Origin of the sequence: Gymnodinialimonas ulvae (genome assembly GCF_037543845.1) — a bacterium.
GTDB classification, from domain to species: domain Bacteria; phylum Pseudomonadota; class Alphaproteobacteria; order Rhodobacterales; family Rhodobacteraceae; genus Gymnodinialimonas; species Gymnodinialimonas ulvae.
This window is the reverse complement of record NZ_JBBIFX010000001.1, coordinates 863572-880726: the sequence shown is the minus strand read 5'-3', so window position 1 is coordinate 880726 and position 17155 is coordinate 863572. Positions and strand designations below refer to the sequence as shown.

Below are 17155 nucleotides of genomic sequence, written 5' to 3'. Positions count from 1 at the left end.
ACTGCACGACGTGAAAACGCCCCGCGGGCAGGGCAGGGCGCATGACGCATAGCTACCGATGTGGGAGAGTTAACCGCCCCAGCTGCGCACCGGACCGCAATCCATGTGCACGAAGTTCGAGCGGGAGTACCGGCCTACGCCACCTGCGTTGCATGAGCGTGCCGCATTGAACATCTGTGTGACCGACCGCGACTGCAGCTGCAGATCGGCCGCTTCACCACGGATGTGGCGTGAATTGCGCGCGACACCAGAGGACCGACGGCGCAGCATGGCATTCGTTTCAGCAGAGCGGTAGCCCGACAACAGCGTGTATGGCTCGCTTGTTTCCAAGAGATTATGCGCCGCCGTCATGATGTCGATCGTGCGGATATTGATATCCGTCACCTGGTCGTTGCGCCAATCGCGCATGAAGTAGTTCACTTCTTCCAACGCTGGCGCGATGTATTCGCCCTCAATCCAATAGATCATGTTCAGGCTTTCGCCCGCACGACCATTGTACATGTTGAGACGGCGAATATCGCCTGCGCCACGCAAAAGGCCCGTTGCATTCGCCATGACCGGCGCTGCCGCAACAGTGGTGGCCGCGAAAGCGCGCATCAGTGCGCGCCGCGAGAAATTAGTAGCCATGGGTTCACTGCCCCTTCATTCTGCCCGTTCCATTCAGCACCTCGACCGCCTGTCCCAGCGGCCTTAATCAAGCGAGTGCCATCCCCACAGGCTCAGTGCGACCTGAATGACACAATCGAAACTTTTCTGAAAGCCCCGACCGGCTCTGCCTGTGGATACTTCTCCATTTTTCGGCGATTTTTTGCCGGTTTAGCGGGATTCCGCCGATGTGCGTTAAGGATTGAGCCGGTCACGAGGTGGCGGGCGTCCACGCTCCAAGTCCGGATAACCTCCGTTGCAATGAGGAAACTACGCTGAAAAACTTACGGAAACGTGAATGGACTCGCAGATGCGCTCACGCAAGGGTGAGATATTGACGGCTGCACTGAAATTTGACCCGGGGATAAAATGACATGTTGAAATACGCGAGGCTTTCGCTTCTTTCGCTCGCGCTTGCGGCCGCACCAGCCGTGACGCTGGTCCTGACGCCATCGCAAGCCGAAGCTCAGGCATTTTCGAGTTTGCGGCAAGCGATCGCAGAGGCATCGGCAACCGAGGAACAACTCGCAGCCTTCTATCGGGAGCGCGAATTCCAGCCGATCTGGACGACCGCCGACGCCGCAGACCGGCGCAACGCTTTGTTCAGTGCGCTGGCTGAAGCGCGCAATCACGGCCTTCCGACCGCGCGTTATGACACGACGGATCTGGTCGCAGCGTTCGAAACCGCGACCAACCCCTATGAAATGGGGCGCGCTGATGTGCAGGCGTCGCTGTTGTTTCTGCAATATGCGCAAGACATCCACTCCGGCTTCCTGGAGCCGGGCGATATTGTAGGCGACATCGTCCACACTCTGCCGCGCCGCGATCCTCTGGAGCTGTTCACGGAATTCGTGGACGCAAACCCCTATGAATATATCGCCACACTGGCCCCGCAGCATCCCGAATACACGCGGCTGATGCGCGCCAAGCTGCATCTGGAAAACCTGATCGACAATGGCGGCTACGGCCCCACGGTTCAGGCCGGATCCCTGGCGCCTGGCAATTCCGGACCCTCCGTTGTGCAACTTCGCAACCGCTTGATCGCTTTGGGCTATCTCGAACGCTCCATGACAGCCGAGTATGATGCGCGGATGCAGCAGGCCGTCGTTGCGTTTCAATTGGCCAACGGCATCAGCCCCGATGGTGTTGCCGGAGGCGATACGATCCGCGCCGTGAACCGGTCCGCTTCAGAACATCTGTCCGAAGTGATCCTCGCGATGGAACGTCAGCGCTGGATGAACTTTGACCGAGGCGACCGGCATGTTTTCGTGAACCTGCCCGATTTCCACACCCGTGTGATCGACGATGGCGAAGTGACGTTCATCACCCGGTCCGTCATCGGCAGCCGCGACAGCGATCGGCGCACACCGGAGTTCTCCGACACGATGGAGCATATGGTCATCAACCCGTCTTGGTACGTGCCGCGCTCGATTGCGCGCGGGTATATCCCGTCGATCCTTGCCGGTGGCGCGAACCACTTGCAGTTGATGTCCAATGGCCGTCCGGTCAGCCGTGGCGCCGTGAACTGGAGCCGCGTGTCTGCGTCGAACTTTCCGTTCGACCTGCGACAGCCCCCGGGCCCGCGCAATGCACTTGGCCTCGTGAAGTTCATGTTCCCGAACCAGTGGAACATCTATCTGCACGACAGCCCCGATCAGCATCTGATGACTCATGAAGTCAGGGCCTATTCGGCGGGTTGCGTGCGTCTCGATGATCCGTTCGAATTCGCTTACCATCTTCTGGCCGCCCAAGAAGACAGCCCGATCGATTTCTTTCAGACGATCCTGAATTCTGGCCGCGAGACCCAGGTGAACCTCGTCGAACCGGTCCCGGTTCATATCGTTTACTGGACCTCTTGGGTCGATACCGAAGGTCGGTTGAATTTCCGCAACGATATCTATGGGCGCAACGCCATCCTGCGGCAGGCGATTGCCAACCTCGGGGTGGAGATTCGCGGGGTGAACAGCTAAGTCCACCCCCGACACCATAGCGGGGGCCGCATGGCTGCTTACACGATCAAAGACATTGCAACGGCGCTTGGGGCAGAAGCCTTGGGCGCCGTTGATCTTGTGGTGAGCGGCGTGGCCGAGCCCGCGGCCGCCGGGCCCGATGATCTGGCGCTCGCCATGAAGCCGGAATTTGCCGAAGGGCTGAGCCAGGGACGCGCACGTGTTGCGGTGATTGGCCCGGGTATGGATTGGACAGTGCTTGGCCTGGAGGCTGCCATCATCGCACCCCGGCCGCGCTATGCGATGGCCGGGGTTACAGCTGCGATGGACCGGGGGCCTGCGATTGAACCGGGTATCCATCCCTCCGCTGTCATCGCGCCCTCCGCGGAAATCGGTGAAGACGCCGCCATTGGCCCGTTTGTTGTGATCGGCGCCGAGGCAAGGATCGGCCCGCGTGCCCGTATTGCGCCGCATACCAGCATCGGGAACCATGCGCGCATCGGCGCCGATGCCCTGTTGCACGAAGGGGTCCGGGTCGGCCATCACGTTCAGATCGGTGATCGCTTCATCGCGCAACCCGGTGCAGTTTTGGGCGGAGACGGGTTCAGCTTCGTGACGCCCGAGACCTCCATGGTCGAACAGGCCCGCGCGACGCTTGGAAAGGCCGAAAACGCCGCGACCGACCAAAGCTGGACCCGGATTCATTCGCTCGGCAGCCTGGTGATCGGCGACGACGTCGAGGTGGGCAGCAACGCCACCCTCGACCGGGGTACCATCGCCAATACGGAAATCGGTAATGGCACCAAGATCGATAACCTCGTGCATATCGGCCATAATTGCGTGATCGGTCAGGATTGCCTGATCTGCGGCCAGACCGGATTTGCCGGCTCGGTGCAGATGGGCGACCGCGTGGTTCTGGGCGGCAAGTGCGGCGTGAACGACAATATTGTGATCGGCAATGACGTGGTGGCGGCCGGATCCTCCAAACTTTTCACCAATGTGCCGTCAGGCCGCATGATCATGGGCCATCCCGCCGTGAAGATGGACACCCATGTCGAGATGTACAAAGCCCTGCGCCGCCTGCCACGCACCACGCGCGCCGTGACGGAACTGCAAAAAGCCCTGTCAAAGCCGGGTGATACACCCTAAATGGCCAGTCGAGAGGGAGAGGGCATTTCCATGGGCGAAAGCATTCACGACAGGGTCATTGCCATCATCGCCGAACAGGCGGTGCTTGAGCCATCCGATGTGTCCATGGACCAGACCCTTGAAGACCTTGGCATCGACAGCCTTGGGTTGGTGGAGTCGATCTTTGCCATCGAAGAAGCCTTCGATATTCAGGTGCCCTTCAACGCCAATGAACCTCAATCCAGCGCGTTTGATATTTCGTCCGTGGCGGCCATCGTGAAAGCCGTCGAAGGTCTTGTGGCCGAGCAGAAGGCCTGAGCGGTGCGCCGCGTTGTCATCACCGGGCAGGGGACGATCAATGCCCTCGGCCATGACGTGGCCCAGACGCTTGCCGCCTTTCGCCAGGGGCGCTGCGGGATCGGCCCATTGGCGCTGCGTGATGTCGAACGGCTCAGCGTCCGGATTGGCGGGCAGGTGCGCGATTACGATCCCGAAGCCCTTTTCAACCGGCAGCAGATCGCGCTTTACGACCGGTTCACGCAATTCACCCTGATCGCCACGAAACAGGCGCTTGAGGGCTGCGGCCTCGACTTTTCCGGCGCGCTTGCGACGCGTTCGGGCGTGGTCTTCGGCACGGCGGGCGGTGGGGTGAACACCTGGGATGAGAATTACCGTTCAGTCTATGAAGAGGGAAAGAACCGCGTCCACCCCTTCGTCGTGCCAAAGCTGATGAACAACGCCGCCGCAAGCCATGTGAGCATGGAATACAACCTCAAGGGCCCGTCGTTTTCGGTCGCGACGGCCTGCGCCTCTTCCAACCACGCAATGGGGCAGGCTTTCAACCTGATCCGCTGTGGGATGGCCGATGTGATGGTGACCGGCGGGGCCGAGGCGATGTTGAGCTTCGGAGGCGTGAAAGCCTGGGAAGGGCTCCGTGTGATGTCGAAAGACGCCTGCCGCCCGTTCAGCGCCAATCGCAACGGCATGGTGCAAGGCGAGGGGGCGGCCGTGTTCCTGTTTGAAGAATACGACCACGCAAAAGCGCGCGGCGCGGAGATCCTGGCAGAGGTGGTCGGCTTTGCGATGACCTCCGACGCCGCTGATATTGTCATGCCCTCGCAACAGGGCGCCGCGCGCGCCATCACCGGGGCGCTGACCGATGGTAAGCTCAACCCCGAAGATGTCTGCTACATCAACGCCCACGGGACCGGGACGGCGGCCAACGACAAGGTGGAATGCGCCGCCGTGGCCCATGCATTCGGCCACCATGCCGACGATCTGATGATCTCGTCGACGAAATCCATGCATGGGCACCTGATCGGAGGCACCGGCGCGGTGGAGCTTCTGGCCTGTATCATGGCGCTGAAGGACGGCATCGTCGCGCCGACCATTGGCTATGAAGAAGCCGATCCGGAATGCGCGCTCGACGTTGTCCCCAACGTGGCCCGCGAGGCCAAGGTCGAGGCGTGCCTGTCCAATGCCTTCGCCTTTGGCGGACTGAACGCCGTGCTGGCCCTGCGCGCGGCCCCCTAAGCAAAAGAAAGGCCCGCGCGGATCTGTGTCCGGCGGGCCTGTTTTGCGATGCTTTGTGTCGCGTCTATTCGCTCGCGGCCCCGTCTTCTTCGGCTGCTGCACCTTCCTGTTCTTCGATGAAGGCGATGATTTCGTCACGGCGTTCGACGAGGTTTTCATAGGCTGCCGTAAATCCACGCAGCGACGCAGATGTGGGCACAGGTACGCCGCCGATCTGCCCAAGCTCATCGCGGGTCAGCGCGAAAATGACGACCTGCGCGTCGGCCCCGTTCTGAAACAAGCCAAGATTGTCCTCGGTCAGCGATATCTGCACAAAACAGCCGACTGGACGGCAGAACGCATAGGGCAAAACCGCCGGTTCCTCTTCGTCGATCTGCAATTGCAAACCGGGGCTCAACAACGTGTCGAGTGGGGTCAGGATTGTGGCGTTGGCAATCGCGCCGTCTTCGTTGATCAGCGGAGCGGAGATGCGGAATTCCGCGACCGGGTTGCCGTTTTCCTCTTCCAACAATTGGAACATCTCGCAGCGGTCTGGCGCGATGTCGCCTTCCGAGCGGATACAGCGGATCTGCCAATCGCGGAAAATCTCGGCCACGAACGTCTCGCCTGCGGCGACCTCGCTGCGATCGGGAAGCACGAGCGGTTCGTCCTGCGCGGTAGCGGTGCCGGGAAGGGTCAACGCGCCCAACGCGGTAAACGTGGCGAGTGTCTTGTGCACATTCATCGTCATGTGTCCTCTTGCTTTGTCTGATGGCTCTGCTCGAACGCGCGCGCGCCCTGCCATTCCTGCGTGTGGCTAGCATGGAGAAGGGGGGGCTGTCAGGGATAAAAAAACCACTGCGATACAGAGGTAAGGCGGGTGAAACCACCTCTGCCTGGAACCCGAATTTGCAGGCGAACGCCGCTGCAAATAGCGAAAGGGTCCGCGGACGGACCCTTTGCGTTTTCTCTCCCTGTCGGACTGGCCGACTTATGATGCGGACGCTATGCGAAGGTTTGGCAGCCGTCAACAGGGCTTTTGGGTAAAATAGCAGATGTGAACAAGGCCCTATTTTCTTGACCATTTGGCCAAAAAAACCGCGCCCAAGCGGGGCGCGGCCAGTTGACAGGGAGGAAGTCAACACCACGCAAATGCATGGCGTAGGCCGAGACTGGCATCCAAAGGTTAAAAATGTATTGGTATCCGCAGAAAAAACGACTGCAGGAAAAATGCGATGGCCGATCAGGTTGAAAACGGGATTTTTGTAGGGGGCGGTGGCCGGGAATACGGCGAGGCCCAAGTGCTGCGCCCGGATTACGCCAACCGTCACGGCCTGATCGCGGGGGCGACGGGCACCGGCAAGACCGTGACGCTGCAAATCCTCGCCGAAAGCTTCTCCGCGCTTGGAGTGCCGGTGGTGTTGTCGGATGTGAAGGGCGATCTGTCGGGGCTCGCGCAGGCGGGCCGCGCGGATTTCAAACTGCACGACGCCTTCACCGAGCGGGCCGCGAGGATCAACTTCACCGACTATGCTTATCGAGCGTTCCCGGTCACCTTTTGGGATCTGTTTGGGGAGCAAGGTCATCCTGTGCGCACGACGATTGCCGAAATGGGACCGCTCCTTTTGGCGCGGCTTCTGGAATTGTCCGACGCACAGGAAGGCGTTTTGAACATCGCCTTTCGCGTCGCCGATGAAGAGGGGATGGCGCTGCTGGACCTCAAGGACCTGCAGGCGTTGCTTGTTTGGGTCGGGCAGAACCGCAAGACCCTGTCGCTGCGCTATGGCAATGTCTCCACCGCGTCCATTGGCGCGATTCAACGGCGGCTCTTGGTGCTTGAGGGGCAGGGCGCCGCGCAATTCTTTGGCGAGCCTGCGCTGGATCTCGAAGATCTGTTCCTGACCGATGCGGCGGGGGCGGGCCGGATCAACATCCTCGCCGCCGACAAACTGATGCAGAGCCCGCGCCTTTACGCCACCTTCCTGCTCTGGCTGCTGTCGGAATTGTTCGAAACGCTGCCCGAGGTTGGCGATCCCGATAAACCGAAGCTCGTCTTCTTTTTCGATGAGGCGCATCTTCTGTTTGAAGACGCGCCCAAAGCGTTGGTCGATAAGGTCGAGCAGGTCGCGCGCCTGATCCGGTCCAAAGGGGTCGGCGTCTATTTCATAACCCAGAACCCCGACGACGTGCCGGAGGATATCCTTGGACAGCTCGGCAATCGCGTCCAACATGCCTTGCGCGCCTTCACCGCCAAGGATCGTCGGGCACTGCGGCAGGCCGCCGAGAATTATCGCGAAAACCCCGACCTGGAGATCGAAGATGCGATCCGTGAGGTCGGTGTCGGTGAAGCCGTGACTTCGCTTCTGGAACGCAAGGGCATCCCCGGCATGGCGCAACGCACGTTGATCCGGCCGCCGTCGTCGCAACTGGGCCCGATCACGCCTGCGATACGCGCGGGGCTGATGGGCCAGTCGCCCTTGGCGGGCAAATACGAAGCAGTGCAGGACCGCGAAAGCGCCTTCGAAATCCTGCAAAAGCGCGCCGCCGAAGCGGCAAGGGAGGCCGAAGCTGCTGAAGACGCCGAAGAACAGGCCGAAACAGTCGAACGCGAGTTCCGCGCCGGGCGGCGATACACCGGCGGCGGGGTCAGCCGCTCTTCATCAAAACCGGCACGCAAGCGGCGTTCGTCGTCCCGGTCCGACAGCATCGGGACGACCTTCGCCAAAAGCTTCGCGCGACAGCTTGGCACCCGCACGGGCCGCGCGGTGGTGCGCGGGGTTCTTGGCGGGCTCTTCCGCGGGCGGTGAGCGTGCGGCTCCCGCGGCTTGGCCCGTACGCCGGACCCATTCCGTTCTGACATCTGCGTCAGAACGGCAAAATCCGATCACTGCGGGCGTCACATCCTATGGCCTCCGGGCGATTGTCGGCCTACACTCCATCTCATGATTGTTGAACTCGGACATTTCGCGCTGATCCTTGCCTTTGCGGTGGCGATCTTCCAGATGGTGGTGCCCTTGGCGGGCGCTTGGGTAGGCAATCGCGGCTGGATGGCGACCGCCGATCCGGCAGCCTCGGCGCAGTTTATCCTGACGGCGTTCAGTTTTGCGGCGCTGACCTACGCTTTTGTCACCTCCGACTTCTCGCTTAGCCTCGTCGTGGCAAATTCACATACCGACAAGCCGATGCTCTACAAAATCACCGGCGTCTGGGGAAACCACGAGGGCTCGCTGCTTTTGTGGGTGTTGATCCTGACGCTGTTTGGAGCCTGCGCCAGCTGGTTCGGAAAGAACCTGCCCCCGACCTTGCGGGCCCGCGTCCTTGCCGTTCAAAGCGCGGTCGCGGTGGCATTTTTCGCTTTTATCCTGTTCACGTCGAACCCGTTCCTTCGCCTCGCCAGCCCGCCGTTTGACGGCCAAGACCTCAACCCCTTGTTGCAGGACCCCGGCTTGGCGTTTCACCCGCCGTTTCTCTACCTCGGCTACGTTGGGCTCAGCATGGCGTTTTCCTTCGCAGTCGCGGCCCTGATCGAGGGCCGGGTGGATGCGGCTTGGGGCCGGTGGGTGCGTCCATGGACCTTGGCGGCCTGGGTGTTTCTGACCATCGGCATCGGACTGGGCTCCTGGTGGGCCTATTACGAATTGGGCTGGGGTGGATTCTGGTTCTGGGATCCTGTGGAGAACGCATCCTTCATGCCTTGGCTGCTGGCGGCGGCCTTGCTGCATTCGGCCATCGTTGTGGAAAAGCGCGAAAGCCTGAAAAGCTGGACGATCCTTTTGGCGATCCTGGCGTTCGGCTTCTCCCTGATCGGGACATTCATCGTGCGCTCGGGCGTTCTGACGTCGGTCCATGCTTTCGCCAATGATCCCGAGCGTGGGGTCTTCATCCTAATGATCCTGGGTGTGTTCATGGGTGGCGCGCTGCTGCTATTCGCGCTCCGGGCGGGGACGATGGAAGCGAAAGGCGTCTTCGGGATCGTCAGCCGGGAAAGCGGGCTGGTGTTCAACAACCTGATCCTCGCCGTGTCGACCTTCGTGGTGTTCATCGGCACGATCTGGCCCCTGATCGCGGATCTGTTCTTTGACCGCACGCTGTCGGTCGGCCCGCCGTTTTTCGACGCGGCGTTCACCCCGTTCGTCTTCGCATTGGCCGTAGCGCTTCCCGTGGCGGCGATGATGCCATGGAAACGGGCCACGCTTGCCAAGCCGATACGGGCGCTGATCCCGGCGGCGGTTTTGGCCATCGCGGTTGGCCTGCTGACCTGGGCGATGTGGACAGGCAAATCGGCCATTGGCCCGATTGGTGTGGCGCTGTCGGTGTGGTTGGTTGCGGGTGCGGTCACGGACCTGTGGTCGCGCACCGGACGCGGGGCCATCGGCGGTCGGCTGGGACGCCTGACGCGCCTGCCGCGCGCCGATTGGGGCAAATCCATTGCCCATGCCGGGGTCGGGATCACGATGTTTGGTGTCGTGACGCTGACCGGGTATCAGATCGAAGACATCCGTGTGGCCCGCGAAGGCGAGCCGTACCGCGTCGGTGCCTATGAGATCGAGCTTCTGGGGGTCGATGAGAATGTGCAGGGGCCCAATTACCTCAGCACAATGGCAAGTGTGGCGGTACGTGACCCGGAGACGGGGGCGTTGATTTCCGTTCTGAACCCCGAGCGCCGGATCTATCCCGTGGCGGGCATGCCGACAACCGAGGCGGGCATCAACAATGGGGTGACGCGGGATGTCTACGTGACCCTTGGCGACCCGCAGGTCGGTGGGGGATGGGCGTTGCGCACCTGGATCAAACCCTTTGCGAACTGGATCTGGGGCGGGACGATTGTGATGGCGTTGGGCGGGTTCCTGAGCCTGAGCGACCGGCGCTACCGGGTGGCGGCGGGCGCGGCCAAAGCGCCGCCGCGGGTCAGCGGAGTTCCGGCAGAATGAGGGGGGTGCGCGCGCTCCTGCTGGGATCTGCGCTCCTCCTCGCAGGGGGGCCGGGTCTTGCGGTGCAGCCCGATGAGGTTTTGCCGGATCCGGTGCTCGAAGACCGGGCCCGCGACATCTCTGCCGGACTTAGATGTCCGGTTTGTCAGAACGAGAGTATCGACGAGTCGAGCGCCGAGATCGCACGCGACCTGCGCCTCTTGGTACGCGAAAGGCTGGTGGCGGGCGACGACGATGTCGAGGTCGTCGACTACATCGTGGCGCGTTATGGCGAATATGTCTTGCTGAGCCCGAATTTCGACGGGGCGAACCGCGTGTTGTGGGTGCTGCCGCTGGTGTTACTGGCTGCCGGTATTGGCCTGTCGGTGGTCTATATCCGGGGGCGTTCGTCAGCGGTAGCGCCGAGCGAAACGGGATTGAGCGCTGATGAGCAGGCGCGCCTTGATGCCATACTTGACGTGGAACGTCGCGACTGACGCAGCGTTTGTGCTTTTCTGACCCGATGGGCTCGCCTAGGGTCCGGGCAAGGCAACGGGAGGCACCCCATGAATTACGAAACAATCACCCGCGTCGACCGCGACGGCATGGCCATCATTACGATGAACCGACCGGATGTGATGAACGCGCTCAACACGCAGATGCGGGCCGAGATCACCCATGCGGTAACGGCGGCTGGCAATGAGGCGCGGGTTGTGGTGTTGACCGGGACGGGGCGGGCGTTTTGCTCGGGGCAGGATCTGGGCGACCGGGCGAATGCGGCGAACCTGAACCTCGAACGGACGCTGCGCGACGAATACATCCCGATGTTGATGGCGATTGTGGAATGTCCCGTGCCGGTGATCGCGGCCGTGAATGGGACGGCGGCGGGGGCGGGGGCCAACCTTGCACTTGTCTGCGACGTGGTGATCGCGGCGGCGTCTGCGTCGTTCATTCAGGCATTCACGCGGATCGGGTTGATCCCGGATGCGGGCGGGACCTGGGCCTTGCCACGCACGATTGGATTGCAGCGCGCGATGGGGGCGGCTTTGTTTGCCGACAAGATCAGCGCGCAGCAGGCGGCCGAGTGGGGGATGATCTGGGAAGTGGCCGAGGATGATGCCTTTGAAGCGGTCTGGATGGGTCGGGCGCAGCATCTGGCAAGCGGGCCGACGGAAGCGTTCAAGCGCGTGAAGCAGGTGATGCGGGCGAGCTTTGGCAATGGGCTGGAAGAGCAGCTGAAGCTGGAGGGTCAGTTGCAGGGCCAATGCGGGAAAACGCGGGATTTCAAGGAAGGTGTGATGGCCTTTCTGGAGAAGCGTGCGCCGGTCTACGAGGGGCGGTGAGGCGGTTTGTGCACGCGTGCACAATGGGGTTATGTGTCTGTAATCCTGATATATTCTGTTTTTCGTTAAGGCTTTGGTAAGGGTTTTGTCGTGCAAGGGGCTCTGCCCCTGCGTGCGTAAACGCACTTACCGCGAGGTTTTTCTGGCAAGATGAAAAAGCGTGCGCGATATTTTGCGGTGGTCGTTCGATCGCGCGGAAACCCAGCGTTTCCAATTTGGAACTTGATATGAGACCGGCCATGCCCAATCTCGGCAATGCGGTTGAGTAGTCCTAAGACACTGACCGTGGGGAAGAGCAAGCAGGTGTGACCTCAGGCCACCTGCGCGGAGAGCGCCACGCATCCGCACCCTGTTCTCGATTTTGGAAATCGACAGCAGAGGTGCGTTATGCGCAGCAAACTCAAGACGATCAGAAATGAAAAGTATGACCTGCAGGGCGGCAAGTGCATCTATTGCTTGCAGCCGATGTGGACAAAGAGCGCCAACGCGTTTCAGCGTGCATACGGGCTGAGCAAGGGTCAGGTGCGGTGGTTTCAATGCACGGCGGAGCATCTGGAACCGGTGTCAAACGGGGGAAAGACCTCCGCGAAAAACATCGCGGCGGCTTGCCGGTTTTGCAATCATACACGGCACCGCACAAAGCGCCCTCTCGCGCCGCAGGATTACGCGCGCAAGGTGCGCCGCCGGATCAGCCAAGGGCGTTGGCTCCAGTTGGGTGCCGTGACCCGTGGTGCCGCGCGATAAAGGTTGGCTGCGGTTCTGCTGCGCCCGTTCAGCGCTCCGGAATAAGCCCCCGCGGGCTGAACCGCAGGACCAGCAGCAGGATCAGGCCCATCGTCAGCAGGCGCATGTGGGCGGCGCTGTCGAGGAGGTGGTCGGAGAGTGGTGAGCCGGGCTCCATGAAATAGGTGATGCCTTGCATCAGCATCAGGCCCATCGGCTCCACCTGCACCCAGAGCCACCAGATCAGGAACCCGCCCAGAACCGCGCCCCAATTGTTGCCGGACCCGCCCACGATCACCATGACCCAGACCAAGAAGGTGAAGCGCAGCGGTTGGTAGGTGCCGGGCACCAGCTGGCTGTCGAGGGTGGTCATCATCGCGCCGGCGAGGCCGCAGACGGCGGAGCCGAGGATGAAGATCTGCAAATGGCGCGCCTTGACGTCCTTGCCCATGGCGGAGGCGGAGACTTCGTTGTCACGGATCGCGCGCATCATCCGGCCCCAGGGCGAATTCCAGGCCTTTTCGCTGAGCCAGATCAGGGCCGCGAGGATCACGATGAAAAGCGCGGCATAGGCCAGTTTCACGGTAATGGTCGACGCGGTAACGGGGTCGGAGAACGCGTTTACGAAGGCCTCGTTGGCCTGCAGATCGACCTCGTAGGGGACAGGACGGGGGATGCCGGTGACGTTCTTGACGCCGCGCGCCAGCCAATCCTCGTTCTTCAAGATGGCGATGATGATCTCGGCGATGCCGAGGGTGGCGATGGCGAGGTAATCGGAGCGCAGGCCAAGGGCGGTCTTGCCAATGATCCAGGCGGCGCCTGCGGCGAGCACGCCGCCCATGGGCCAGGCCAGGATCACGGGAAGGCCGAGACCGCCGAGAAAGCCGGTTGAGGCGGGGTCCACGGCCTCGACCGCGGCAACGGCGGGGTCGAAAACGGTGCGGAATATCGCGAAACCGCCAAGCAGCACCGCAAGCACGGCGAGAGTGCGCAGGCGACCGGCGGGCATTTTGGTATAGGTCAGGATCGCGGCGACAATGGTGGCCGCCCCCAGCACAAGGCCGAGAAGCACCCCGAAGCCACCGGCGGCCCAGGCCTCGGGCACCGGATCGGAGGAGACCAGAACGGCCGCCAGCCCGCCCAAGGCCACGAAGCCCATGACGCCCACGTTGAACAGTCCCGCGTAGCCCCATTGCATGTTCACGCCAAGCGCCATGATGGCCGAGATCAGCCCCATGTTGAAGATCGTCAGGGCGGTGTTCCAGCTTTGCACGAAGCCCGTGCCGATGAAGAGAACAGCCACCAGAGCGAAGAGCAGGATCGCCTTGGAATTCCGGGGAGCCGGGGTAGTGGTGGGGGCGGTTGTGGTGGTCGCGTCGCTCATACCGATTTCCCCTTCATGATGCCGGTGGGTTTGAACAGCAGCACGATCAGAAGGATGCCGAAGGAGACGGCGAATTTGTAATCGGTGCTCAGCAGTTGCAGGAGGCCTTCGGGTTGCCAATCCTCGGGCCCGAGGTAGCCCACGACCTTGCGGAAGGCGTAGGTCACGCCGACCTCGGAAAACGCGATGAGGAAGCCGCCGAGGATCGCGCCGAGCGGATTGCCGAGGCCGCCCACGATGGCGGCGGCGAAGATCGGCAGGAGGAGTTGGAAATACGTGAAGGGTTTGAAGCTTTTGTCGAGGCCGTAAAGGACGCCTGCGGTGGTGGCGAGGGCGGCGACGATTATCCACGTCACCAGCACCACACGGTCGGGGTTGATGCCCGACAACAGCGCGAGGTCCTCGTTGTCGGAAAACGCGCGCATGGATTTGCCGGTGCGCGTGCGGTTGAGGAACCAGAACAAGGCGATGACGCAGATCATCGCGACGACGATGGTGATGCCTTGGGTGGTTCGGAAGGCGAGGCCTTCGTCGAGGCCGGTCATCTCGCGGAAATCGCGGGCTCGGATGATGAAGCGTTCACCGTCGGCAAAGCGTTGGTCATCGACGCCGATCAGGAAGCGCACGATGCCGTTCATGATGAACATGACGCCGAGTGAGGCGATCACGAAGATCACCGGTTTGGCCTTTTTCTCGCGATAGAAGCTGTAGACGACGCGGTCGGTTCCGATCATCAGGGCAGCGGTGATTGCGATGCCGAAGGGCAGGGCGAGCAGGGCGGTGGGCAGCGGGCCGAACGTGACGCCCACGGCCTGCAGCGCCCAGGTGCCGAAGATGGTGATCATCGTGCCGAACGCCATCGTGTCGCCATGGGCGAAGTTGGAGAACCGCAGGATGCCGTAGATCAGCGTCACGCCAAGCGCGCCAAGCGCCAGCTGCGCGCCATAGGCGGTGGCGGGAATGAGTACGAAGTTCGCCAGCGCGACGACGGCGTTCAAGACGTCCAAAAGGCCTCTCCCTGATCCGACATTGCGCCTTGTGATGGCGCTTGGGCACAGGTCTAGCGGCGGGGCACTGGCTTGGCCAGAGGTGGCGTTGTTTTATTGGGACAAACAGGTGCCGAAAACGGTGGTTGTGCGGGCCGGACCATCATAGCCGTGGATCGACAAAAGGGCGCGGCCATCGTCGAGGATGGTGATCAATTCACCCAACGCCGCGTCCCCTGCACCGGCGTAGGCAGCAGGCAGCGCACCGCGCGCCGTCAGCCGCGTGACGGGGTGGTCGCCTGCGGGCGAGGTCAGGAACAGATCGCCTGCGTGATCGGCGGCGATGATCTGGTAAGTGTCATCGACCGCGTGGCAATCGAGGTTCTGGCAAATGACCGTCATCTCGCAGGTCCAGGGCTCGGCAATGGCCGGGCTGGGGGCGAAGGCGGGGGCCAACAGGCACAGCGCCCGGGCGACGCGCATCACCCCGCCGCCTCGCAGGTGCCCAGGCCGGTGACAACCTGCATGCCCGCCTGGGGTTGATGGGTGGTGACAACGACATGGCCCGCGGTGTCGAAACTGATCATCTGGGTGCTTTGGGTGTTGGTATCGCGGTGGATCAGGCTGCGCAGTCGGGTCTGTTCGACGGCATCGGCGGCGGGCGGAATATCGGCGATCAACTCGTAGTTGGATGGCAGATCGGTGCCGACCCAATCGACGCGCCAGCCCGCGTCGCCTTCGGTGATCTCGATGGTCTGGCCCAGATCGCGGCAGGCCCCGGTGTGGGGGCACAGCACGTTGAGCAGGCAGGTCAGGGCAACGGGCGCGGTGTCGTCCTGTGCCGCGGCGGCGACGGGCAGGGTACAGAGAATGGCGGTCAGGCAGGCAAGGCTTAGGCGGCGCAAGGGGCGTGTCCTTTTGGTTTGGAGCGGGCGGGTCACGAGGCGGGCTCACAGGTGCCGAAATAGGACACGGAGGTGAGCCGGCCTGCGGCTTCGAAATCATGCTGCGTCATAGCGGCCTGCCCGGTGTTGGACACGCTGAGCAGCAGCGTTTGGTCGGGCCGCGTGTCGAAGATCAGCGACAGCGCGGGCGCCTCGACATGGGAGAGGGGCGTGCCGAACGCGATGCCCTCGGCGGTGCTGAGTGCCAAGGCGCCGTCGATCAGCTCGAAGGTGAACGGCAGGCCGGGGTGGCTTTGACAATCGGTCAGCGGCGCGCAGAGGTCCGTGAAGGTGCAGGCGAGCCCGGTGGCGCCGACGGGTGAGGCCAAGACGCTGGCACCCAGGGTGAGCGCGCGGATCATGGCGCGCTCTGCGTGCATTCGAGAATGAAATACTGCCCCGCCGGGCCTGCGCGGGTCTGATCCACATAGGCAAAGCGGCGGCTCAGGGCATCGCGCGGCTCCTGTTCCACCAGAAAACGCAGGCCGAGGTCGTCGGGATCGGGCGGCGTGGGGTCGAGGGCGTGGTAGATTTCCAGCGGACGGGGATCGTCGGGTTCGTGTCCCAGGGTGCCGGTTGCCCCGTTGATTTGCAGGACCAGCGTGCCGAAGGTGGGGAAGGAGATACAGCCGGAGGTGTCACGGCAGATCTCGGTGGTTTCGCAGCGCCCGAAATAGGGGGCGTTTGTGGGGTCATCGGCGAGGTTGGCCATAGCTGGCGTGGCGCAGGCGAGTGTGCACGCTAGGGCCGCCGCGGGCCTCATGCGCCGTCTTCCGCCGGTTGGCAGGTGCCCTCGGAGGCGGCGGCGTGGGCGTCGGTGCCTTCGGGGCGGTGCGGCAGGTGGGTGGTCAGGGTGGCGGAGGCGAAATCGGGCGAGAGCGAGATCATATGGGGCATGCTCAAACCGCCGGGGACGTAGATATGGGTGCGCGGGTCAAACCCCGTCTCGCCGGGGTGGGTGACGAAGGTGGGCATCGGGAAGAGCGCGTTTTCGGGGCTGATCCAGAATTCGCCGAACTCGCGGTCCTGCTGGAAGCGCAGATTGACGGTTGTGGGCGTGTACTCGGTGCAGGTTCCGCCGGTGCAGAAGGTGATGAAGGTGCAGACGAGGTGGATTGCGGTGGGTTCCATGGGCTGTCCGTATCACAGATCACGCGATGGGGTGGAGTATAGGCGGGAATGCGGCGGCCGAAAATAGGGGGGTGGCCTTTGGTCGGGTGTCGTCACGGGGCGGGGCAGTCCGCCGCAAAGCTCAGCGAGGCGTGGAATTGGCCGGTGTTGGTCGGGTCTTCGCTGACGATCACACCGAGCCTGTCGTCGGAGAGAAGGAGGATTGTGGAGCGCGCGGGCGCGGGCGTAAAGCGGAGCCCGGAGGCGGTCAGGTTGCGCGCGCCGGTTGCGAAGGGGTCGGGCGTGACCTCGTCGAAGTGAAACGTGTCGCCCATGGCGGTGACGATGATGCTGCCCTCGCGCAGCTGTACCTGCGCCGGGCCTGTGGCACGTGTGCATGCGTCCCAGGCGCCGGTGCATTGCATCGCGAGCGCGCAGTCAAAATCCTCCGCCGTTTGGGCATGGACGGGGCCGAAAGCGCCTATTGCGCAGATCACAGCAAAGGCAAGGCTGCGCGGCAT

19 protein-coding genes are annotated in these 17155 nt (G+C 62.6%); 9 read left to right on the top strand and 10 right to left on the bottom strand.

What is annotated here, in order from left to right:
* Window positions 1–69 precede the first annotated feature (69 nt).
* Window positions 70–627, bottom strand: a complete 558-nt coding sequence (gene mepK, locus V8J83_RS04235) for a peptidoglycan L,D-endopeptidase MepK (protein ID WP_339983794.1) — start codon at window positions 625–627, stop codon at window positions 70–72.
* Window positions 628–1019: 392 nt separating this feature from the next.
* On the opposite strand from mepK, the gene V8J83_RS04230 reads away from it, so the two are divergent.
* Genes V8J83_RS04230 through V8J83_RS04215 form a run of 4 tightly spaced genes read left to right on the top strand, consistent with a single transcriptional unit; the run spans window position 1020 to window position 5255 of the window.
* Complete coding sequence (locus V8J83_RS04230) at window positions 1020–2615, top strand: L,D-transpeptidase family protein (RefSeq protein WP_339983792.1); 1596 nt, start codon at window positions 1020–1022, stop codon at window positions 2613–2615.
* A gap of 30 nt (window positions 2616–2645) precedes the next feature.
* Window positions 2646–3743 carry a UDP-3-O-(3-hydroxymyristoyl)glucosamine N-acyltransferase gene (locus V8J83_RS04225; protein ID WP_339983790.1) on the top strand — a complete coding sequence of 366 codons (1098 nt, stop codon included), beginning with the start codon at window positions 2646–2648 and terminating at the stop codon, window positions 3741–3743.
* Window positions 3744–3773: 30 nt separating this feature from the next.
* Window positions 3774–4040 carry an acyl carrier protein gene (locus tag V8J83_RS04220; RefSeq protein WP_339985986.1) on the top strand — a complete coding sequence of 89 codons (267 nt, stop codon included), beginning with the start codon at window positions 3774–3776 and terminating at the stop codon, window positions 4038–4040.
* Window positions 4041–4043: 3 nt separating this feature from the next.
* Window positions 4044–5255 (top strand): beta-ketoacyl-[acyl-carrier-protein] synthase family protein, encoded by a 1212-nt coding sequence (locus tag V8J83_RS04215; RefSeq protein ID WP_339983788.1) that lies wholly within the window; start codon window positions 4044–4046, stop codon window positions 5253–5255.
* A 64-nt stretch (window positions 5256–5319) separates the two neighbouring features.
* Here V8J83_RS04215 and V8J83_RS04210 read toward each other — a convergent pair whose 3' ends face one another.
* Window positions 5320–5979, bottom strand: a complete 660-nt coding sequence (locus V8J83_RS04210; RefSeq protein ID WP_339983786.1) for an invasion associated locus B family protein — start codon at window positions 5977–5979, stop codon at window positions 5320–5322.
* Between the two features lie 490 nt (window positions 5980–6469).
* On the opposite strand from V8J83_RS04210, the gene V8J83_RS04205 reads away from it, so the two are divergent.
* The 5 genes from V8J83_RS04205 (at window position 6470) to V8J83_RS19045 (ending at window position 12231) form a co-directional block, all read left to right on the top strand.
* Complete coding sequence (locus V8J83_RS04205) at window positions 6470–8041, top strand: helicase HerA-like domain-containing protein (protein ID WP_339983784.1); 1572 nt, start codon at window positions 6470–6472, stop codon at window positions 8039–8041.
* Between the two features lie 135 nt (window positions 8042–8176).
* Window positions 8177–10165: a heme lyase CcmF/NrfE family subunit gene (locus tag V8J83_RS04200; RefSeq protein WP_339983782.1), complete on the top strand. Its 1989-nt coding sequence runs from the start codon at window positions 8177–8179 to the stop codon at window positions 10163–10165.
* Window positions 10162–10641, top strand: a complete 480-nt coding sequence (locus V8J83_RS04195) for a cytochrome c-type biogenesis protein (RefSeq protein WP_339983780.1) — start codon at window positions 10162–10164, stop codon at window positions 10639–10641. The genes V8J83_RS04200 and V8J83_RS04195 overlap by 4 nt, the downstream gene beginning before the upstream one ends.
* Before the next feature lie 69 nt (window positions 10642–10710).
* Window positions 10711–11487 (top strand): enoyl-CoA hydratase-related protein, encoded by a 777-nt coding sequence (locus V8J83_RS04190; protein ID WP_339983778.1) that lies wholly within the window; start codon window positions 10711–10713, stop codon window positions 11485–11487.
* 387 nt (window positions 11488–11874) lie between these two features.
* Window positions 11875–12231, top strand: a complete 357-nt coding sequence (locus tag V8J83_RS19045) for an HNH endonuclease (RefSeq protein ID WP_439649751.1) — start codon at window positions 11875–11877, stop codon at window positions 12229–12231.
* 28 nt (window positions 12232–12259) lie between these two features.
* On the opposite strand, the gene V8J83_RS04185 is transcribed toward V8J83_RS19045, so the two are convergent.
* The 8 genes from V8J83_RS04185 to V8J83_RS04150 all read right to left on the bottom strand — a co-directional run bounded on the left by V8J83_RS04185 (window position 12260) and on the right by V8J83_RS04150 (window position 17155).
* Complete coding sequence (locus V8J83_RS04185) at window positions 12260–13594, bottom strand: branched-chain amino acid ABC transporter permease (RefSeq protein WP_339983777.1); 1335 nt, start codon at window positions 13592–13594, stop codon at window positions 12260–12262.
* Complete coding sequence (locus V8J83_RS04180) at window positions 13591–14601, bottom strand: branched-chain amino acid ABC transporter permease (protein ID WP_339983776.1); 1011 nt, start codon at window positions 14599–14601, stop codon at window positions 13591–13593. The genes V8J83_RS04185 and V8J83_RS04180 overlap by 4 nt, the downstream gene beginning before the upstream one ends.
* A gap of 93 nt (window positions 14602–14694) precedes the next feature.
* Window positions 14695–15063, bottom strand: a complete 369-nt coding sequence (locus tag V8J83_RS04175) for a hypothetical protein (RefSeq protein WP_339983775.1) — start codon at window positions 15061–15063, stop codon at window positions 14695–14697.
* Complete coding sequence (locus V8J83_RS04170; protein WP_339983774.1) at window positions 15063–15485, bottom strand: hypothetical protein; 423 nt, start codon at window positions 15483–15485, stop codon at window positions 15063–15065. Before V8J83_RS04170 ends, V8J83_RS04175 begins: the two co-directional genes overlap by 1 nt.
* Window positions 15486–15517: 32 nt before the next feature.
* The gene (locus V8J83_RS04165; RefSeq protein ID WP_339983773.1) at window positions 15518–15886 is read right to left on the bottom strand and encodes a hypothetical protein; all 369 of its coding nucleotides are present in this window, start codon (window positions 15884–15886) and stop codon (window positions 15518–15520) included.
* Window positions 15883–16236: a hypothetical protein gene (locus V8J83_RS04160; protein WP_339983772.1), complete on the bottom strand. Its 354-nt coding sequence runs from the start codon at window positions 16234–16236 to the stop codon at window positions 15883–15885. Before V8J83_RS04160 ends, V8J83_RS04165 begins: the two co-directional genes overlap by 4 nt.
* Window positions 16237–16283: 47 nt before the next feature.
* The gene (locus tag V8J83_RS04155; protein ID WP_339983771.1) at window positions 16284–16655 is read right to left on the bottom strand and encodes a hypothetical protein; all 372 of its coding nucleotides are present in this window, start codon (window positions 16653–16655) and stop codon (window positions 16284–16286) included.
* Window positions 16656–16747: 92 nt separating this feature from the next.
* The gene (locus tag V8J83_RS04150; protein ID WP_339983770.1) at window positions 16748–17155 is read right to left on the bottom strand and encodes a hypothetical protein; all 408 of its coding nucleotides are present in this window, start codon (window positions 17153–17155) and stop codon (window positions 16748–16750) included.

Bases quoted from the DNA above. Each gene is read 5' to 3' on its own strand.
- mepK (WP_339983794.1), bottom strand. From the start codon at position 627: ATGGCTACTAATTTCTCGCGGCGCGCACTGATGCGCGCTTTCGCGGCC.
- V8J83_RS04230 (WP_339983792.1), top strand. From the start codon at position 1,020: ATGTTGAAATACGCGAGGCTTTCGCTTCTTTCGCTCGCGCTTGCGGCC.
- V8J83_RS04225 (WP_339983790.1), top strand. From the start codon at position 2,646: ATGGCTGCTTACACGATCAAAGACATTGCAACGGCGCTTGGGGCAGAA.
- V8J83_RS04220 (WP_339985986.1), top strand. From the start codon at position 3,774: ATGGGCGAAAGCATTCACGACAGGGTCATTGCCATCATCGCCGAACAG.
- V8J83_RS04210 (WP_339983786.1), bottom strand. From the start codon at position 5,979: ATGAATGTGCACAAGACACTCGCCACGTTTACCGCGTTGGGCGCGTTG.
- V8J83_RS04205 (WP_339983784.1), top strand. From the start codon at position 6,470: ATGGCCGATCAGGTTGAAAACGGGATTTTTGTAGGGGGCGGTGGCCGG.
- V8J83_RS04200 (WP_339983782.1), top strand. From the start codon at position 8,177: ATGATTGTTGAACTCGGACATTTCGCGCTGATCCTTGCCTTTGCGGTG.
- V8J83_RS04195 (WP_339983780.1), top strand. From the start codon at position 10,162: ATGAGGGGGGTGCGCGCGCTCCTGCTGGGATCTGCGCTCCTCCTCGCA.
- V8J83_RS04190 (WP_339983778.1), top strand. From the start codon at position 10,711: ATGAATTACGAAACAATCACCCGCGTCGACCGCGACGGCATGGCCATC.
- V8J83_RS19045 (WP_439649751.1), top strand. From the start codon at position 11,875: ATGCGCAGCAAACTCAAGACGATCAGAAATGAAAAGTATGACCTGCAG.
- V8J83_RS04185 (WP_339983777.1), bottom strand. From the start codon at position 13,594: ATGAGCGACGCGACCACCACAACCGCCCCCACCACTACCCCGGCTCCC.
- V8J83_RS04175 (WP_339983775.1), bottom strand. From the start codon at position 15,063: ATGCGCGTCGCCCGGGCGCTGTGCCTGTTGGCCCCCGCCTTCGCCCCC.
- V8J83_RS04165 (WP_339983773.1), bottom strand. From the start codon at position 15,886: ATGATCCGCGCGCTCACCCTGGGTGCCAGCGTCTTGGCCTCACCCGTC.
- V8J83_RS04160 (WP_339983772.1), bottom strand. From the start codon at position 16,236: ATGGCCAACCTCGCCGATGACCCCACAAACGCCCCCTATTTCGGGCGC.
- V8J83_RS04155 (WP_339983771.1), bottom strand. From the start codon at position 16,655: ATGGAACCCACCGCAATCCACCTCGTCTGCACCTTCATCACCTTCTGC.
- V8J83_RS04150 (WP_339983770.1), bottom strand. From the start codon at position 17,155: ATGCCGCGCAGCCTTGCCTTTGCTGTGATCTGCGCAATAGGCGCTTTC.